Source organism: Nonomuraea sp. NPDC050783 (genome assembly GCF_040802095.1).
GTDB lineage: Bacteria > Actinomycetota > Actinomycetes > Streptosporangiales > Streptosporangiaceae > Nonomuraea.
Genome location: NZ_JBFAHK010000025.1, coordinates 1 through 17803 on the forward strand (window position 1 = coordinate 1; position 17803 = coordinate 17803).

The window sequence follows — 17803 nt, forward strand, 5'->3', positions numbered from 1 at the left end:
AGCCAGTCCGGATAGTAGGAGCCCGACCGGAGTTTCGGGATGGCCAGCTCGATCGTTCCGGTGCGGGTGTCCCACTCGCGGATGCGGTAGCCGTTGCGAGAGTTGGTCCGTTCGCTGCTTCGCTCGCCATAACCGGCTCCGCACAGGCTGTCGGCCTCAGCCGACATCAACGCTTCGGCCATGGTCTCCCGCCATGGATCGCAACAGATCCGGGTCGTCGGTCTCGATCTGCCGCGCCAGCCACTGCCCGGGCGTCACACTGTTGTCTACGGCCATCGCCTGGTTCTCCTTCGATCTTGATCTTGCTACTCGAAGGATCACGCGATGGCCGTCTTCATTTCACGACGCCACGCCTGTGACCAGGTCAAACTCGTACACCACTCCCGTGGACGCAGCCACGGGTCCGAGCACTCGCTGCATCTCGGGTACGGTCGGCAGGGTCTGCCCTGGGCCGCCGAGGTCGGCCACCACGGTGCCGTCGGCGTCCTTGGCCGGAATCCAGGCGAAGGCCACGGAAATGCGTTCAGAGGAGAAGTTCTCCCAATCGAGGGGGACATCGACGCTGCCGTCGCAACGTGTGGTCGCGTTCGCACAGTCATGCAGACTGGTCGAAGAGGCCGGGATGCTGGGCAACACGGCTGCGGCCAGTGCTAATCCGAGGGCTTTTGTGATCATGCCTTAAGTTTCGCTTCGTACGCTCCGGGATTTCCTCGGCCTCGGGAAGGGTTCTCCACCGGAGCCTGCTCCCAGAGCCGTCTGCGACCGTGAGATGCTGGGGTCCAGCCGAGATACGGGTAAAACCGGCCATGAGTCGATCTTGACGCCCGTTTCCGCAGGCAGGCGGGCGGTCAGCGGTCAACCGTGATCAGCTTGAGGGCGTCTTCCTTGTCCTTGTCGGATGGCAAGCTGTACCGGCGAGTCGTCTCCAGGCGAGCGTGGCCAAGGATTTCGGCGACCAGGACAGGTCGGTTTTGCCGCGGACCAGCGTGGTGGCGAGCGTGTTGCGCAGAACGTGCGCCGTGGTGAGATCATCCAGCCCAGCCGTCTGGGCGATCTCGGCGATGATGCCGCCCGCAGCGCGGGCGGTTAGCCGCCCGCCCTTGGCGTTGAGGAACAGGGCTGGGTTGTCGCCGGCGCGGGGCCAGTGGGGGCGTTCATCCAGCCAGAGCCGCAGCTCGCTGCGGAGCTTGGGTGGATGTCGACCTCGCGGAACTTGCCGCCCGTGCCGTACAGGCGCAGCCGGCCCTTGCGGGCCGACAACTGGACATCGCCGACGTCGAGGCGGACGACTTTGCTGATGCGCGCGCCGGCGTAGTACGGGATCAGCGCGATGCACCGGCCCCGGGGCGGCAGATGCGCCCCCACGGCGCGCAGCCAGCGGACGCGGGCGCGCTCCTCCAGGGCGCGGGGTTGCGCTTTTGGGCAGGTCTTCGCGGGCGACGTCGGCCTTGCCCAGGCCTCGGCGGACGTGGAAGTCGTCCAGTGCGGTGAGGGCGAAGTTGACGTAGACGCGGCTGCGCTTGGCGGGGCGTCGCGCAGCAGCCACATGCGGTAGTCGCGCACCGCCCAGTCCCACGCCTGGCGATCGGCGAGGGGATCGGTGGAATAGGTGGCGGCGTGGTCGGCCAGCCAGGACAGGAACATGCGCACGCGCGAGCGGTAGGTGCGCCGGGTCTCGGCCGACAGCGGCGCGCGCTCCAGCGCCGCGGCGTACTCGCCGAGCACCGCGTCGTAAGCGGGCGGCAGCCGAGTGGGGCGAGCACCCTGACGGCGCTTCGTAATCTCGGAAGCGGCTCCCGGCATTTGCGAGGGGTTGGAGCGCGCGATCTCGGAAGTATGGAGAAGACGGCCGGGTTGGTCGGACCACCAGTACCCTCCCGCCCGCGACTGCTGCCTCCCGATGCCTGAGCTCAGCCGTTGTGACTGGTCATCAGAAAACGGGTGTGGATTCCCCTCATCCAGCTCTCGTCCAGCTCTCGCCCTGTCACGCGTCCGACGAGAGTCAGCGCCGAGGTGACGGCAGTGGCCAGTGGCGGACTGTACCCGTTGATGGCAAGTGCCTGCAGATCCCACCACTCCGGCCGCATGTCCTCATAGTCGTCGTCGGACATGTCGCCTTCCCCACGTGCCTCCTCCCAGGCGGTGTATTCCATCCAGCCCTCCGGTAGGGCTGGATCGTTCTCCCAAGAGGAATCCTGGACGTCGAACAGCAGCCCTTCCGCGTACGCGTCGAGCGCGTCGGGCTGGGAGCCGCCACGCCGGTTCGGCCGGGTCACGCTGAAAAAGGTGGCGTAGGCACCGTCGACCGCGTACACGAGATCCCCGACCCCCTCGACGCTCCAGCCCAAGGACAGAGCCTGGCCACGACCAGCGGACAGTTGCGGCAAGGCGTCGGGGACGTCGGCACCTCGGTGGATGACTTGCAGCCATTCGTCGTTGAGGCGGCCGATCCAGACAACGCCCGCCCCGCCACTGACATCCACCCCTTTCAGCAGGTCGGCCCAGGCGCAGTCCCTGCCGGTCGCAGTGTCGGCACCCAATCGGACGGCGGTTTCCTCAATCCCCAAATTTCGCACCCACATGCCCATGAACGATTCGCCCATGCCATAGTCATATGCCAAATGCCACAGCCGCTCTACGTGCCTCATCGCAGTCTCCTGGTGTGCGCGCGGGCGCCGCCGGGGCGGCGCCCGCGCGGGCCTGTTACTTCACCGCAACCCAGAACGGGTTGCCGGACAGCACACGGTATCTCGCGTAGAAGACACCGAGGTCGTTCCCGGCACTCGTGTTCTGGCTGCCCAGAATGCTGAGCACGGAGAAGTTGTTCTTGCCGTAGGTGGGATCCTGGTAAGCGGCTCCCTGCTTCGTGGACGCGAACGGGAACTCATCACACTGTTCCCACTTCGCCTTGTCGGGTTCTCCTGTCACCTGTCGGGGGCGCTGGTCGAAGAACTCGTCGCATACCGCGTCCTTCGCCTTGACGTTCTGTTCGTGTCTGTTCGTGTTGGTGTAGATCCGCTCGAGCGGCTTCCCTTCCGGAGTGGAGTGGCTGGCGTTCCAGTTCCCCGGAATGTGTTTGGCGCCGTCCGTCTTGAAGGGCACGGTGTCCTGTGGTTTTGTAAATGCCAGGTTGATGTGCCTGGCCACGGCTCCGTTGTTCAAGTCGGTGGTGGACATGCGGTAAACACGGCTGGAGCCGTAGAAGACGCAGCCGCCGGCGTAGTTTCCGGCCACGGATCCCATCGGGATGTTGTCGCAGCGCACCCGCGGTGCGCTGTCTCGCAACTGCTGGTTTCCGGTGGTGAGCCAGGTACCCTCGCCCCAGCCCGCGACCACTTGCTGATCGCTGTTTCCCGGTGTCAGCGGGTTGTTGTAGATGAGCCACGGCATGATGGTGCAGCGACTTGGGCTTCCGTTCTCCGAGTGGAAGATGAAGACGTCGTCCCCATCGTCTATCCACTTCTTCATCCTCGCGGTACGGGTGAGCCCGCCGTTGTCCCCGGAGGAGTAGATGGTTGAACAGGCGGTCGACCCGCCGGTGACCTCGAGTTCGAGCTTGAGCGTGTTGTCGAGGTCTTCGGGGTCGGTGTTGTCGAGGCCGAGAAGCGAGTTGAAGAAATCGTCGTCTTCGGTCCAGAAGTTGTCGACTCTGGTCCACACCTTGATGTCCCGGGGACCTCGCCCGCTGCCGGCTCCGCCCACGACCGATAGGCCGCTGCTGTCACCGAGATAACTATGCATGACGACGGTCATGTCAAAGTTCAGGAAGTCATCGACATTTTCCACGGTGACCTTGCAGTTGCACGTCTTGTCGCGTTTCTCCGTCTTCTCGTAGATAACGAACAGCATATGGCGGCTCCAGCAACCTCCATACGGTACGAGCTTGTCCCAGCCTTTGCCGGTGTTCCACGTCCCGCTTTCCCCGACCCGATTGTCGCGTTCGGCCTCGCACTGTTCGAGCGTCATGTGTTCGTAGTCAAAGTCTGCCGCCTGTGCCGTGGAAGCCCGAGCGTCGGCCTTGGCCGGTGTCTCGGTGGGTTGCGGGTTCACCAGTTCGTTCACTTGTGCCGCGGTCAGCGCCTGCTGGTAGACGCGCGTCTCGTCGAGATCTCCGCGCATGGTGGCGCCGAGGCTCATCGCCGAGTCGCTGCTCCAGGCCGCTGAGCTGATCGGCGCTGAACCCACGAGTTGGCCGTTGAGATACAGGGAAGCGACCTTGCTGTCGGCGTCATAGACGCCCGCAAGGTGGAACCAGTCGTTAACCGGCGGTGGAACCTCAGAGAGCACACCTTCGCTCACCGCGTTCGCGGTGTCGCTATTGGTCAGTGTGAAGACCAGACCGTGATCCGGAGTATTGCCGAGGCGGAACGGTGACTGATAGGCACCCCTTTGCTCGATGACGCTGTAGTCCCCGTCGTGATCGGACCACCGTAGCCAGGCCGCGACGGTGAAGCTCTGATCGGTGTGGATCACCGGGCCTTCTGTGATCGCCAGTGCCTCCTCGCCTGGCTCGACGAGGTCAACGGTGACCAACTGCCAGTCGGACCAGGGTGAGGAGGACTCGCCCGCGACGGCGCGTGCACGCCAGCGGACCTTCCACCCGTTGGAGAGCTTCCCCTCGGGAAGAACGATGCTCGCCTGACCACCGTGCGCGACGTCATCGACGCCGCCGGTCCAGATTTGGCCGCTGCCCTGCCCGGCCGCGGCTGGATCGTGCTCGACCTCGAACTCCGCCCGGACGGGCTGGCCGGCCGGATTCGTCACCGTCGTCTTCAGCGTCGGCGTGAGCGTGTCGGTCACCGTCACGCCGTCCACCACCTTGGACGGAGTGATGGTCAGGCCGGTTGCGGTGGGCTTGGGCAAGCTGACGGTGAAGGACTGCCAGTCCGACCAGGCGGAGGCGGCGGTGGATGAGACCGCGCGGGCCCGCCAGCGCACCTTCCACCCGTCGGCCAGTTTGCCCGCCGGGATAGCGATGCTCGCCTGCGTGCCGACGGGTACGTTGTCGGCGCCGCCGGTCCAGATCTGGCCGCTGCCCTGCCCGGCCGCGGCCGGGTCGTGCTCGATCTCAGCCTCGGCCCGTAGTGGCTTGCCTGCCGGGTCGCTTATCTGGGCCAGCAGGGCTGGGGTGAGCGTGGGGGTGACGGTGGTGCCGTCCACCTGCTCGGACGGGGTGACCTGCAGCGCGCCGACGGCCGGTTCGGATACCGGGTCCGGCACGTCGATGGTCAAGGCCTGCCAGTCCGACCACGGCGAGCCGACAGTGGTGGCGGTGTTGATGGCCCGGACCCGCCAGCGCACCTTCCACCCATCGCTCAGCTTCCCGTCGGGAACGGTCGCCGAGGCCTGCGCGCCGGAGGCGACGCCGCCCACGGCGCCGGTCCAGATCTGGCCGCTGCCCTGCCCGGACGTGGCCGGGTCGTGCTCCACCTCGAACTCCGCCCGCACTGGCTGTGCGGCCGGATCGATGACCGTGGCACGCAGGGCCGGGGTCAGGCTGGTGGCTACGGTGATGCCATCCACCACCTGGGAGGGGGTGACCTGGAAGGCGCCGACGGTCGGGTTGGGTACGTCGACGGTGGCCGTCTGCCAGTCCGACCACGCCGAGGTGGTGGCGGCGGCGGCGTTGGCGGCGCGGGCTCGCCAGCGGACCTTCCAGCCGTCGGTCAGCTTCCCTGCGGGAATCGTCACCGTGGCCTGGCCGCCGGACGTGACCGCCAGCGAGGCGCTAGCCCAGATCTGGCCGGTGCCCTGCCCGGTGACTGCCGGGTCGTGCTCGACCTCGAACTCCCCGGTCAGATTGCCGCCGACCGTGTCGGTGACGGTGGCGGCCAGTTGCGGCGTGAGTGAGCTGGTCACGGTGACGCCGCCGACGTTCTGAGCCGGAGTGATGGCCGGGGCGGTGACGGTCGGGGCGGATGCCGGGCCGGAACTGGTGATGGTCAGTTTCGGCGGAATGTTAAAGTCGGGGTCCTCTGAGGCGGTGAACACCCGGTAGTTGTTGACGTTGGTCTCGGATGGGGACTGCAGCACCAGGCCGTGGTTGGCGGCTCCGGCGGCCCAGTCCTGGGCGATCCCGGTGACGTTCCACTCCATGGCGTCCGGCCATGTGGCGCAGTCCTGGTTGATGCCTTTGGTGTTGGTCGAGGCGTCTTCGGTGGTGGAGGCGGGCTTGTTGGCCCAGTAGACGTTGTTCGGGTCCCAGGCCCCGGTCAGGCGGCGCACCTGGATGCCGGCACCGACCGCAGTGCCGCAGGAGGGCGCGTCCAAGGTGTTCATCGATAGCCTGGCGTCGGTCACCGTGCTGCCCGCCAGGCCGGCGGTTTCGAACTTCAGGTGCACCCGATACTTGTAGCCGCCGGTTTGCGTGCCGGCCAGCATGGTCCAGCCGGAGGGGTAGGCGGGCCAGTCGGCGGTGCTGGCGCTGTCCACCCCGACGTCCGCGCTGAGCGGCAAGGTGACCGTCGGATCCACCCTCACCGGATAGATGGTGCCCGGGTCGGTGAGGAACTTGTGGTTGGGCTTGAGCACCAGCTCGGTGCGGCCGTCCTTGGTGACGAGGTCGGTGTCGACCTTGGCGCTCTTGGCCGGCGGAAGGTGACCCTTGGCGCTGCCATCCCACATCAGAGGCTGCGGCGCCGAGGCGACCAGCTTCTTGCCCCGGTCCTTCAGCAGCAGTTGTCCGCCCTTGCCCTCGGTCAGGGTAAGACCGTCGTTTTCTACGCCGATGCGCAGTTCGAGTGGTTTGGAGGGCTGGTGCCGCAGCACCACGTCGTGCCGGAAGCCGGTCGGCAGCACCGTCACCACCAGGTCAGCCCCAACACCGGCGGCGTCGGTGTATGTGGCGACGCTGCCCTTGACGGTCGGCTTGGGCAACGGTGTTGGCCAGCGCAGCGCGTAAGATTTCCCATCGGTGGTCATCTTGACGAAGGGATCCGTCCCCCCGGCCGAGAGCTCCACAACGGCGTCCTCGGCGAGCGCCTTGGGACGCAGCTTTTCGCCCTGCTCGGCAAGAGTGGTGTCGATCGGGACCCAGGTGCTGCCCTGCTTAGTACGCACCGGACCCGCGGCGATCTCCGTCTTGAACGTCTTCCCGTCGGGCTTGGCGAACGTGATGCTGGTCGCGGTCGTCTCCTCGACGACCTCAACGGCCTTTCCTTGGCGTGCCGCCTCGCGCGAGGCGACGGCGAGCGCCTGGGCAGGTGTGTTGGAGATGCCGTTGCTGGTCTTTCCGGCGATCCAGGACGCCGTCTTGTTGAGCGTCGCGGTGTGGCCATTGCCGGAAGAGTCGGCGGCTGAGGTTCCGGTTCCTTCGTCGAACGTCCAACTCGCCAACAGGCCGCCGACGGCGAAAGACCACGCGTGCTCGTCCATGCGGTTGTAGGAGGCGTCTCTTCCGTCGCGGACTTCAGCCCTGTACGTGCCCCCGACCCTCAAAAGCTGGCCGGGAGTGAAGGTCAAGGTCTTGCCGGTGGTGTCCATCTTGGCAGTGCCCTGGACAGGAGCACCGCTCGAGTCCTCGACCGAGATCACCGCGCCGGTGACGGGCTCGTCGAATGTGACCGTCACCTTCGTCGAGGCCGATGCGTCGGTCGCGCCCTCCGCCGGGGTGACAGATACCACCTGAGGCGCCTGCTCGTCCCCGAGCGGATCCGGGTGACTCCAGTCTTCTCCCTCTAGTGGCTGAAGCTGCTCAGGCCCGATCTCGTAGGGACGCCCACGCTCAATTTCCAGCCGGATGGCCTCGTCGTCGCTGATCGCAGGGATACTCGGCACATTCGGGTAGTGGTTCTGCGCGAGCGACAGCGCCTCTTGGGGGGACGGTGCCGAAGTCCGTGGTGGGCCGCTTTCCGACCAGTACAACAGCTCTCTCGTGGTCACGGACGGCGCGAAGTCCACGCTGAGCCTGGGCGCGTGCGCCGGGTACGGGTAGGTGGACTCCCGGGTGCGGTAACGCCGCCAGTTCGTGACGTCGGACTCGCTGCCCGCTGTGAGCTGAATGCCGTAGTTAGGCTCCCCGTCGGCCCATGCCTGCACGATGCCGTTGACCGAATGGATGAGATCCCACTCATAGTTGAACGACCCGGTGCAGTTGGCGCTGTTGTACCCGCCGTACTCGGTGTCCGCGCCCACGCTGGTGACCGACGGCTGGTTGGACCACGTCATCTCCAGTTCGTCCCAGTCGGAGATGACGCGGCGGGCGGTGATGCCTGACCCGACACGGAGCCCGCAGTCGTTGGACAGGTGGTTCCACAGCGTCAGGTCCGCGTTCTGGATCGTCGAGCCCCAGAACGGGTTGCTCTTGGCGGGCAGTGGGAACTGGATGTAGCTGCGCCAGCGCACGCTGCCGCTGTTGGACTTGCCGACCAGGATCCGGTCGAGGTTGAAGTTGGACCAGCTGTCGGGGTAGTCCGCGTTGTTGACGAAGGTGTCCATCGGCTCGCCGTCGTACGGCGAACTCACCCCGCCGGGGCAGTACGTGCTGGACGGCGTGTCGATCTCACACTCATACCAGTCGTCATCAACGGCGGCCATGGTCACCGGGTACGCCGTCGCCGGGTCGGCGAGGAACGCCGGGTCCGGCCTGTACACCAGAGTCGAATCGTCCAGAGCGACGGCCGCCCTGCCGACCTTGGCAGCATCGAGGTCGCCGCTGGGGTCGGCGGCGACCGCGTCCAGCAGCGGCGCCGGCCGGATGTCGAGGAACGGCTTGCCGTCCGCGCTCTTCAGCGTCGGCCGACCGCTGTCGCCCTTGCCGAATGAGAGCCCCTTGGGCAGATCCACAGGGATGCGGAAGGTCACCGGCCCGGCCGGGCGCTCCCGGATGACAATTTGCTGCCGAAACCCAGTCGGGGTGGCGCTGACCACGAGGTCGATGCCCTTGCCGTACGCCGACGGGTACGTGGCGGTGCTGCCCTTGAGAATCGGCTTGGGCAGCTCACGGATCGCATCGACGCGTAAGGTGGCCTTGGAGTCCTTGCTTTTGATCGCCGTCCTGTCGCCGCCTGCCGACAGTGTCAGGTCGCCCTTGGCCGCCTCGGGTTTGATGACGCCACCGGTTTCGACGAGGGTGGTGTCGATTGGGGTGAAGCCGTCGCCGTTGGCGTTCTTGACCCGGACGGGCTCAAGGTTCAGCTCTATGCGGAGCGTCTTACCGTCCGGATTGGCGTACAGAGTGGCGGTTTCGGTGTTACGTTCCGAGATCTCTACCCGCTTGCCCGACTTAGCCGCCTTGGCCTTGGCGGCCTCGAGGACCTTATCGACGGCCCTTTTCTCGCTGCCGGAAGGCTCCGGGGTGGTATCAGCGCTTGAGGACGGCTGGGGGGTCGGGGTGAGCTCCTCCGCCCACGAGGGAATAGCGGCGAGACTGACGACCATGGTGGTCACCACGCCGACGGTCGCGAGGCGGCTGCGTAAGCCGGCGCGTGGTGTGCGCGGCAGGCTAAGGGGTAAGCCTCGCTGCCAAGGATCCGGTGTCACCTAGCGTTTCTCCTTTTTGCAGGCATGGCAAGTAGACCCACACATAAGGTGCGCAGGCTGCAATAGGTGGCATATCGGACAGGAAGGTATCAGTAAAGATCACTTAAAAAAAGAGTAAGTTGAAAAGGTGATCCGACATGTAGTCGCGATCACCTGCATGTCCACGTGGCGCTCCGGGCGGTCGACCACGGCCTGCCGTTCCCGTGGGTGGCTCCAAGGACGAGTTCTGGGATCTGGCGCTTGGAATCAACCGAACCAACCGAGGTCTTCCGGCCCGACATGGGCGTGCACCTCCTTCTCGTCCGCGACGGCACGGTCCTGCTGCTGCTACGCGCCAGCACCCGCTTCGCCGATGGCTTCTGATCGGTGCCCGGCGGCTTGCCTAGACGCCGGCAAACCGGCGGCCCCCGAAGCCCGCAAGGAACTCGGCATCATCATCGACCCCGCCGACCTGGCCGTCGCGCACCTGTGCCACCACGCCGGCCCCGACGGGCAGTCCCGCATCGGCGTCTTCTTCGCCGCCACCCGCTGGACCGGGGAGCCCGTCAACGCCGAGCCCGGCAAAATGCGACAAACTCGATTGGTTCGGCCTCGACAACTTGCCCGACGACGTCGTCACCTACATCCGCACCGGCCTGGACACCTACAGCCACGGTCACGCCTTCAGCCTCGGCGGCTGGCCCGCCGGGCACAACGCCTGATACCAGGGCCGGGGGGCGCGCGGCGGCGCGCAGACAGGCTCGTGTCAGGCAGCCGCCTCCTCCCCGAGATCGAGATGGACCTCCATGCCCTCCAGCGGCGCGTTCAGGTCGTAGATGTAGTCGCCGAAGCGGCGTACGTTGTCTTCCTGGTAGGGCGACATGATGGCGACGTCGGCGCGATGCACCGTCTCGCCCTCGCTGCGCAGCTGGTTGAGCACCAGCGACATGTCCAGCGTGGTCTGATACATGACCAGGTCGGCGACCAGGGTGTTGAACTTGATCGCCTTCTCCTGCTCCTCCGGTTCGTTCTCGGCGATCACTCCGTTGTTGCCGAACCCGATCCACTTGGAGAAGTTGTTGTAGGACTCGACCATGTTGGTGGCCCGGGTGATGTTCTCCCGCAGCGTGGCGTCGGAGACGTACCGAAGAAGCACCATGGTGCGGATCACGCGGCCCAGCTCGCGGAAGGCGCGGTAGATCTTGTTGCGCTTGGAGTCGTGCCGCAGTCGCCGCAGCAGCGTGATCGACGACAGTTCGCCCTCGCGGATGGAGATGGCCACCTTCATCAGATCCTGCCAGTGGTTCTCGATCAGCTGCCAGTTGATCGGCTCGCCGAACAGCGCGTTGATATGCCGGTAGCGCACGCCCGGCTCGGGCCGGTGGAAGATCAGGTCCCGGAAGTTGCGGATACGCGGCAGCAGCTCGAACCCGAACAGGTGCGCCAGGCCGAAGACCGGGAACGACTGGCCTTGCGTGTCGGCGTGGATCTCCTTGGGGGCTGCCTCGCTCTCCTGCTCCAGCAGCCCTTCAATGATGTAGACCGCCTCCCACACCCCGCACGGCACGAATCTTAAGAACAGCGCGATGTAGTTGTCGGCGATGTGGTGATAGGCGACGCCGCCGTAGCCTCCGTACCGGATGTGGAACTCGGCGATCAGGTTGTCCACGTAGATGTCGTACTTGGTGCCGTCGGCGGCCACCGCGTTGCCCTCCCCCCACACCTTGGGCAGGTCGAGCCGCAGGTAGGCGTGGACCACATCGGCGACCGCCTTGTTCAAACTGGTCAGCGTGACGTGCTTGCGCACGGTGTAGGACAGCTCGTGCGCGCTGACGCGGCCGCCCAGATGCCGGGCGGCTTGAGCGGCGCCCAGGTTGCAGCCGTAGGCGAAGGCGACCAGCAGGTAGCGCTCCAGCGGGTCGGTCAGCTTGGCCTCCGATCCCGACAGCGGCCCAAAGTGCCGGAACCAGCGCAGGTGCCGGGTGGTCCGGGTCAGGATCTCCAGCCGGGAACGTTCCGGCAGCCGGTCTTTGACGGCCGTGGCCAGCTTGAGCGCCTCCGCGCTGTACCCGGCGGACTTGCGGGCCTTGAGCGAGGGCCCGCCCTGCTCGTCGATGAGAAGGTCGGCGTTGTCCGGGTAGCCCGCGTCCACGGTCGCGGCCACGTTCTTCATACGGGTCTTCAATTGCGCCACGAACTCCGAGGCCGTCGTGGGCAGGCCGACCTCGGCGCAGTAGGTGGCCAGGTGCGGCTGGCAGTCCTGCCAGCTCAGCAGTTGGGATTGCCAGTTGGCGTAGGCCTCTGAGCCGACCGCCACCACATCCCCGCGCACCAGCTCGTCCGCCAGGCAGGAGAAGACGCAGATTTCGAAGTGCCGGCGCACCAACTTGCCGGGGCGCCGCTTGTCGGCGATCACCTTCTGCCATGCCTCCGGCGCGAAGGAGACGTCAACGTGCTTGCGCACCGTCACAGTGGAGACCTCGCCGGTCGACTCATCGACGACCTCCTCCTCGGCGGTGTACTCGTCGCCGATGAACTCGCTGGTGCGGGTGGCATTGGCGCGTACGAACTCCAGCCCCTCCAGCAGCCTGCGGTCCGTGCTGGCCAGCTCCAGCACCAGTACGCCTGCCAGGCGCAGCAGCAGCCCGCGGTGTGAGCGGTAGAAGCGGTCCAGCAGCGGCAGGTAGTTGTCGCCGTGGAAGGCGGCCAGCGCCTCGTGCTCGGCCACCAGGCCGGTCAGGCCGCCGTTGATCTCGATCGTCTCCAGCACCGCCCGGCCGGTCTCATGGCGGCGCCGCACCGCCGTCCACGGGTTCGCCGCGTTCCGAGCCGCCAGATCGACCTCCTTGGCCGCGCTCAGCAGGTCACCGAGCACCGCCAGCATCCGCTCGTTGCGCTGACGCTGCCTCGGCCCGGATGGTCTCAAGCAGCTCGCGGGCCTTGTTGTGCATGGTGTTCATCCGCTTGCACAACATGGTCACCAGGTCATCACGGGCCCTCACCCGCGCCTGGTGCAGCAGACACGCCTCCAGCACGATTCGCTTGACCTCGCCGTAATCGCGCATCTCGGCAGCGTCCAGCGCCCGCGCCTCGGCCGCGAAATGCGCGATCTTGAAAGCGGGGACCCCCTTGAGCCACGCGTCGCTGGCCCCAGCCATGCCATCCAGCCAGGCCAGATGGTCCAGCTGCAGGCGCAGCTTGGTCACCGTGGCCCGCGGCGCGCTCTTCTTGGCCCGGTCATGGCCGCTGCGGCCGGTGGTCGGATCCACCTCCAGCATCGCCAGCAGGCGCGCATGGTCATCGAAGCTCATCCGGCCGTAGGCCAGGGTGAAGATGGCGCCGTTGACCTCCGAGCGCACCTGAGAGGCCAGGTCGTCCAGGGTGGAAAACGCCGGGAACTCGCAGCTGTTCTTGGCCAGATCCTCCAGCGCCACGTTGATCAGATCGGCAGGGTGGTCCTTGGTCTTGGCCGCCTGCCGGATCGCCTGCTCGGCCAGCTTGCGCGCAGCGGCCTGATCGCCGTCCAGCCCCAACCGGGCCCGCACCAGCGCCTTGTGGTTGCGTCCCGTCCGATCGGCCACATCCGTCATGACGACCTGCTCCGGCAGACCCAGCTCGCTCCGTACATGCTCGATCACCTGAGCCGGGATCTCGGCCAGCCGCGGGAACCGTCCCAGCCGCTGACAGCACTTCAGCCACACCATCAGCGACAGCCGAGTCTCGTCGCGTCGGTCATCTCCCGCGCCCAGTCCATCTCCGCCAAGCTCGGCGAGTACGCCGCGCGCAGTTCGCGCTCGGAGATGGTCCGCTTGAACCGCGGGTAGGCGGTCTTGTCGATCGAGGCCATCAGGCACAGCCTTCCCCAGCAGCCCCGATCACCACAGAACGGGTCGTACTGTAGCCGACCGAACACAATGCGCGAGACGGAACGCGGAATCTAGAATCGGCATTCCTCTACCGAGAAGCGGCGTCCGAGATTGCGCACCATCCGTCACGGAAGGTTCGCGCCGGTATCGAGCGCCCCAACCCCGGACGCGCAGCAGGCATGCCCTGACGTTCTCAAGATCGGCTCATGGCCGGTTTTACCCGTATCTCGGCTGGATCCGATGATCGGCCTTCGGGGAGGATTAGACCGGGTTTTGGCGCTCCGCGAGAAGGGCCTCATTCGGTACCTAGGTACCGAGGCCAGGGGCAGGGCATGCGCGATAAAGATCTGTTATCACGTACATAGCGCTTATGGTGGCGCGGCGACGCTCGCCGAGTCGTGGGGCGAGAGCGCGCCGGCGACCTGGACCGCAACCGCGCCACCGTGACACCTTCTGGCTGGCCTGGTGCCGCACCAAGAAGCACGGGCCGCCCCCTTGGTCCCGGCTGAGGCCGAACGCCGCGAGGAGAGCGCTGATGAGACCCGCCCGGGTCGCCAAGACCACCATTCCTCGGCTGCTGTCACGCCGCGACATCCCGCTGCGGGGGAAGGCCCTGAGGCGGATGCTGTCCGAAACGGCCCGCCCGGGTCGCGGAGATCCTGGCGCTGAACGTCGAGGACCTCGACCTGGAGCACCGCCGCGTCCCTGTCCGGCCCAAGGCCGGCGCGGCGGCGTTTGACCTGGATGGATTGGCGTCGGCCGCCCGGTGGTCAGCGGCACCACGCCGGCTGGAGCGTCGGAGGTGAGGCGGTCACCTGGAGCGCAGTTCCGCCGCCACCGCCCGCTCCCGTAGCTGTGCCGCCTCCGCGCGGGCGTTCTCCAGCTCCGCTCGCAGGTCCTCCAGGCGTACCCGCTCCAGCCGCAGCTCCGCCCGCGCCTGGTCCAGCTCCTTGGCCGCGGCCTCGGCCCGGGCCTTCTCCCGTGCTGCGGCCTTCCGCTCCCTGGCCAGTGCCGCCGCCCCCTTGGCCTCGGCCTCGGCGAGCTTCCCGGTGAGCAGTTGCACTTCGGCCGCGGCCTTCTCGGCCTCCTGGACCGCCGCGTCCCGGTCGCGGCCGGCCTCCGCCGCCGCCCGCTCGGCCGCGACGGCCCGTTCCAGGGCCCGCTCGCGCTCCTGCGCCGCGGCCTCCTCCCGCGCCCGGGCCGCGATCAGCTCGCGCTCGGCCCGCTCCTGTTCCCGAGCGGCCGCCGCGGCCTCCTGCCGTGCCCGGTCCCGCTCCTCGCGGGCCTGTCCGGCCTCCTCCCGAGCCCGGCCGACCTCGGCCCGTGCCGTCTCCTCGGCCTGCGCGACCTGTACGCGGGCCTCCTCCTTGGCCCGCTCCACCTCGGCCCGGGCGTCCTCCTGGGCCTGGGCCACCTCCGCCCGGGCCTCCGCCGCCAGCCGGTCGGCCAGCTCCACGCGCTCGGCCAGCTCCCGGACGGCCTGGTCGCGGGCCTGCTCGGCCAGCTCGGCCTGCCGCGCCGCCTCCGCGGCCCGCCGCTCGGCGAGCTTCGCCCGCCGCTGCGCGTCCGCGGCCGTCTGCAACGCCTGCCGCTCGGTGCTGGCCGCCTCCCGCAGCGCGGCCAGGGCCTGCTCCCGTGCCCGTTCGGCGTCGCCGAGCGCGGTCTCCTTCTCGCTCTCGGCCTCCTCAAGCCGGACCCGCATCTCGGCCGTCTGCCTGCGGGCGTGCTCGGCCGCCTCGCGTGCCAGTCGTACCTGCTCGAACGCCTGCTCCCGCTCCGTACGCGCGATGGCCACCCGGGTGTGCGCCTCGGCCTGCACCGCGCTGAGCTTCGCCTCCACCCCCGCCGGGCTCAGCTCCTCGGCCAGCGCCCGCGCGAGCGGCTCGATGGCCGCAGCCAGCCCGCTCTCCATGCGGTCGTACAGCTGCTCGGCCCTGGCCAGCGCCCCCTCCAGGCCGGGGGTCGCCCGCCGCAGCTCCCGCTCGCGCTTCGCCGCCGCCTGACAGTCCTTCTCGGGACAGTACGCCTTGGGCCGCCCGCGCCCCCGGCGCTGCTCGATCGGCGCTCCACAGTGCTTACAGGGCGTCACATAACTGGTCTCGGCAGTCACGTGCTCACCCTACCATTTTTGATTTTCCAGAAAATACAAATCAGAAAATCAAGTTCGTTGCGCGGCCGGGAGTGTGAAGTAACTTGCGAGAAGGAAAGATTCCCGCAAGTAGCTGACGAGGCCGGTTCGTTCAAGGGCTCAGGAGCCGAGAGGTGTGACTGGTCATTTCGTTGAACTGGGGTTTTGTCACTGGTGTCAGTCTGTTGGTCACCCGATGTCAGTGCCCAAGATCCGCCTGCGCCCTTCCTGCTGTCGAGCGCCTGGCTCATGTCGACTACATCGGAAGGGTTGAGTATCGATAACCTTCCTTATCGCTAACCAGAGAGTTGATCATGGAAAACCCTATGGACGCCCCCGAACGACTACCGGAACGCACCCCCGCGCCGCCCGCCCCGCAGGAGCACCTTCTGGAGGGCCGCACGGCCCGGCTGGTCGAAGAGGGCCTGGCCGCCAACACCCGCCTCGCCTACGCCCGCGACTTCGGCGCCTACGCCACCTGGTGCGCATCCACCGGCCGCACCCTGCTGCCCGCCACCCCCGCGACCCTGGCCAACTACGTCGCCCACCTGGCCGCCCAGCACTACGCCCCCTCCACCATCGACCGCGCGCTGGCTTGCGTGCTGGCCGCCCACGACCACGCCCAGCTCGCCAAACCCGCCACCACCGCGGCCCGGCTGGCCCTGCGCGCCTACCGCCGCGAGCGCGCCCAGCAGGGCCACCGCCCCCGCAAGTCCCCGCCGATCACCATCGACCGGCTGCGCGCGATGGTCGAGGCCCTGCCCGCCGGCACCCCCACGGGACGGCGTGACCATGCCGTCCTGGTGCTCGGCTTCGCCCTGATGGGCCGCCGCTCGGAGATCACCGACATCGACCTCGACGACCTCACCTTCACCGCCGACGGCCTGGAACTGTACCTCCCGTTCAGCAAGACCGACCAGGACGCCCACGGCGAGAGCGTCGCCATCCCCTACGGCCAGCACCCGCAGACCTGCCCCGTGCGGGTGACCCGCGCCTGGCTCACCGACCTGACCGGCGCCGGCGTGACAGCCGGGCCGCTGTTCCGCCCGATCGACCGCCACGGCCGCATCGCCGCCCGCGCCCATCCGGCCGCCGGGCGCGGCCGCCGCGAACGGCTGACCCCGCAGACCATCAACCTGATCGTCAAACGCGCCGCCGAGGCCGCCGGCCTCGAGGACGCCGCGGCCTACACCGCCCACGGCCTGCGCGCCGGCGGCGCCACCTCCGCCGCCAAGGCGGGCGCGCCGATGTCCGCGATCACCCGCCACGGACGCTGGGCCGACGGCTCGCCCGTCGTCGCCGGCTACATCCGCCAGGCCGACAAGTGGACCGACAACCCCCTGCGCGGCATCGGGCTGTAGAGGCGATGCCGGGAGGGTCACACCATTGCGGTGGTGGGCTCCCGGACCGCTTCTCGTGAATCTGCAGCAGGGGCTGGAGGGGCGAGGAGATCCGCGAAATCTTTGGATGGCGCTGAGGCCCGGCCGCCTCCAACGCCATGGCCATCGGCACCGAACTGGCCGGATCGAACGACGCGCCCTCAGAGGGACCCCATGTCGAGTCGCAGGGTGTGCAGGGAGTTCGGTGACAACAGGTTGGCTTTGGAGGTCTCCACCAGCACCGTTTGTAGGTCAGTGCTGACACCACCCGAACCAGGAGGGCACCCTAGTGTTGGTGGGAGTTGACACGACCCTGGCGGGCGCGCAAGCGGAGCGAGTCCGAGCAGGTTGAGCGAAGGTGGGCGCATGTCGGCGACGAAGCTCCTGGTACTCGGTATCGTGCACCTCTCCGGCGGCGCGCATGGCTACCAGGTGCGGTCCGAACTGCAGAGCTGGCGTGCGGAGATTTGGGCCAAGATCAAGCCCGGCTCGATTTATCACGCGCTGAAGAAGGCGGCGGCTGATGGCCTCCTCACCGAGCACGCCGAGCCGGGCAACTCCGGTCCGGAGCGCGTTCTGTACCGCGCGACAGCTCGGGGACGTGACGAGATAGTCGAACTGGTCCGCGACGGTCTGCGGCGCACCCATGACCCCACCATGCTCGACGCGGCCATCGCCATGTTGCCCATGCTGACCAGGACAGATGCCATCGCGCACGTCAACGAGCGGGTCGCGCGCCTGGAAGCGGAGCTCGTAGAACAGGCCAAGTGGCGGGAGAACCCGAACCCCGACATTCCCGAACACGTCCGCGATCAGGCCGAACTGTGGGCGGGACACGCACGCACCGAACTGGAGTGGGCGAAGAGCCTGAGCAAACGACTGTCTGAGGGCGCCTACACCATGGCCGATGATCCGGGTTCGTGGCGAACGGTCCCCGATCCCCTCAAGATGCGCTTCTAGTCAACCTTTAC

General features: G+C 67.5%; 12 protein-coding genes and 1 pseudogene. 3 read left to right on the forward strand and 10 right to left on the reverse strand.

What is annotated here, in order from left to right; genetic code table 11:
* The 6 genes and pseudogenes from AB0H75_RS41870 to AB0H75_RS41895 form a co-directional block, all read right to left on the reverse strand.
* Nucleotides 1-276 (reverse strand): annotated as a pseudogene (locus AB0H75_RS41870) (transposase); the annotation flags it as partial.
* 63 nt (nt 277-339) lie between these two features.
* Nucleotides 340-675: a hypothetical protein gene (locus AB0H75_RS41875; RefSeq protein ID WP_367805986.1), complete on the reverse strand. Its 336-nt coding sequence runs from the start codon at nt 673-675 to the stop codon at nt 340-342.
* A 190-nt stretch (nt 676-865) separates the two neighbouring features.
* A complete protein-coding gene (locus AB0H75_RS41880) occupies nt 866-1174 on the reverse strand; it encodes a tyrosine-type recombinase/integrase (RefSeq protein WP_367806197.1) in 309 nt (102 codons plus the stop codon).
* Nucleotides 1087-1725: a hypothetical protein gene (locus AB0H75_RS41885; RefSeq protein ID WP_367806207.1), complete on the reverse strand. Its 639-nt coding sequence runs from the start codon at nt 1723-1725 to the stop codon at nt 1087-1089. Before AB0H75_RS41885 ends, AB0H75_RS41880 begins: the two co-directional genes overlap by 88 nt.
* A gap of 185 nt (nt 1726-1910) precedes the next feature.
* Nucleotides 1911-2648: a hypothetical protein gene (locus AB0H75_RS41890; RefSeq protein ID WP_367805988.1), complete on the reverse strand. Its 738-nt coding sequence runs from the start codon at nt 2646-2648 to the stop codon at nt 1911-1913.
* A 55-nt stretch (nt 2649-2703) separates the two neighbouring features.
* Nucleotides 2704-9378, reverse strand: a complete 6675-nt coding sequence (locus AB0H75_RS41895; protein ID WP_367806199.1) for a DNRLRE domain-containing protein — start codon at nt 9376-9378, stop codon at nt 2704-2706.
* Between the two features lie 342 nt (nt 9379-9720).
* Here AB0H75_RS41895 and AB0H75_RS41900 point away from each other — a divergent pair, with 342 nt between their 5' ends.
* Nucleotides 9721-9843, forward strand: coding sequence for a hypothetical protein (locus AB0H75_RS41900; protein WP_367805990.1), 123 nt, complete (start codon nt 9721-9723; stop codon nt 9841-9843).
* A 382-nt stretch (nt 9844-10225) separates the two neighbouring features.
* Here the strand turns inward: AB0H75_RS41900 and AB0H75_RS41905 are convergent, their stop codons facing one another.
* The 4 genes from AB0H75_RS41905 to AB0H75_RS41920 all read right to left on the reverse strand — a co-directional run bounded on the left by AB0H75_RS41905 (nt 10226) and on the right by AB0H75_RS41920 (nt 15435).
* Nucleotides 10226-12343 carry a transposase gene (locus tag AB0H75_RS41905; RefSeq protein WP_367805992.1) on the reverse strand — a complete coding sequence of 706 codons (2118 nt, stop codon included), beginning with the start codon at nt 12341-12343 and terminating at the stop codon, nt 10226-10228.
* Nucleotides 12324-13163, reverse strand: coding sequence for a DUF4158 domain-containing protein (locus AB0H75_RS41910; RefSeq protein ID WP_367805994.1), 840 nt, complete (start codon nt 13161-13163; stop codon nt 12324-12326). Before AB0H75_RS41910 ends, AB0H75_RS41905 begins: the two co-directional genes overlap by 20 nt.
* The gene (locus AB0H75_RS41915; protein ID WP_367805996.1) at nt 13163-13306 is read right to left on the reverse strand and encodes a hypothetical protein; all 144 of its coding nucleotides are present in this window, start codon (nt 13304-13306) and stop codon (nt 13163-13165) included. Before AB0H75_RS41915 ends, AB0H75_RS41910 begins: the two co-directional genes overlap by 1 nt.
* An 830-nt stretch (nt 13307-14136) precedes the next feature.
* Complete coding sequence (locus tag AB0H75_RS41920; RefSeq protein ID WP_367805998.1) at nt 14137-15435, reverse strand: hypothetical protein; 1299 nt, start codon at nt 15433-15435, stop codon at nt 14137-14139.
* Nucleotides 15436-15767: 332 nt separating this feature from the next.
* Here AB0H75_RS41920 and AB0H75_RS41925 point away from each other — a divergent pair, with 332 nt between their 5' ends.
* On the forward strand, nt 15768-16814 hold the full coding sequence (locus AB0H75_RS41925) for a site-specific integrase (RefSeq protein ID WP_367806000.1): 1047 nt from the start codon (nt 15768-15770) through the stop codon (nt 16812-16814).
* 384 nt (nt 16815-17198) lie between these two features.
* A complete protein-coding gene (locus tag AB0H75_RS41930; RefSeq protein WP_367806002.1) occupies nt 17199-17792 on the forward strand; it encodes a PadR family transcriptional regulator in 594 nt (197 codons plus the stop codon).
* Nucleotides 17793-17803: the final 11 nt, after the last annotated feature.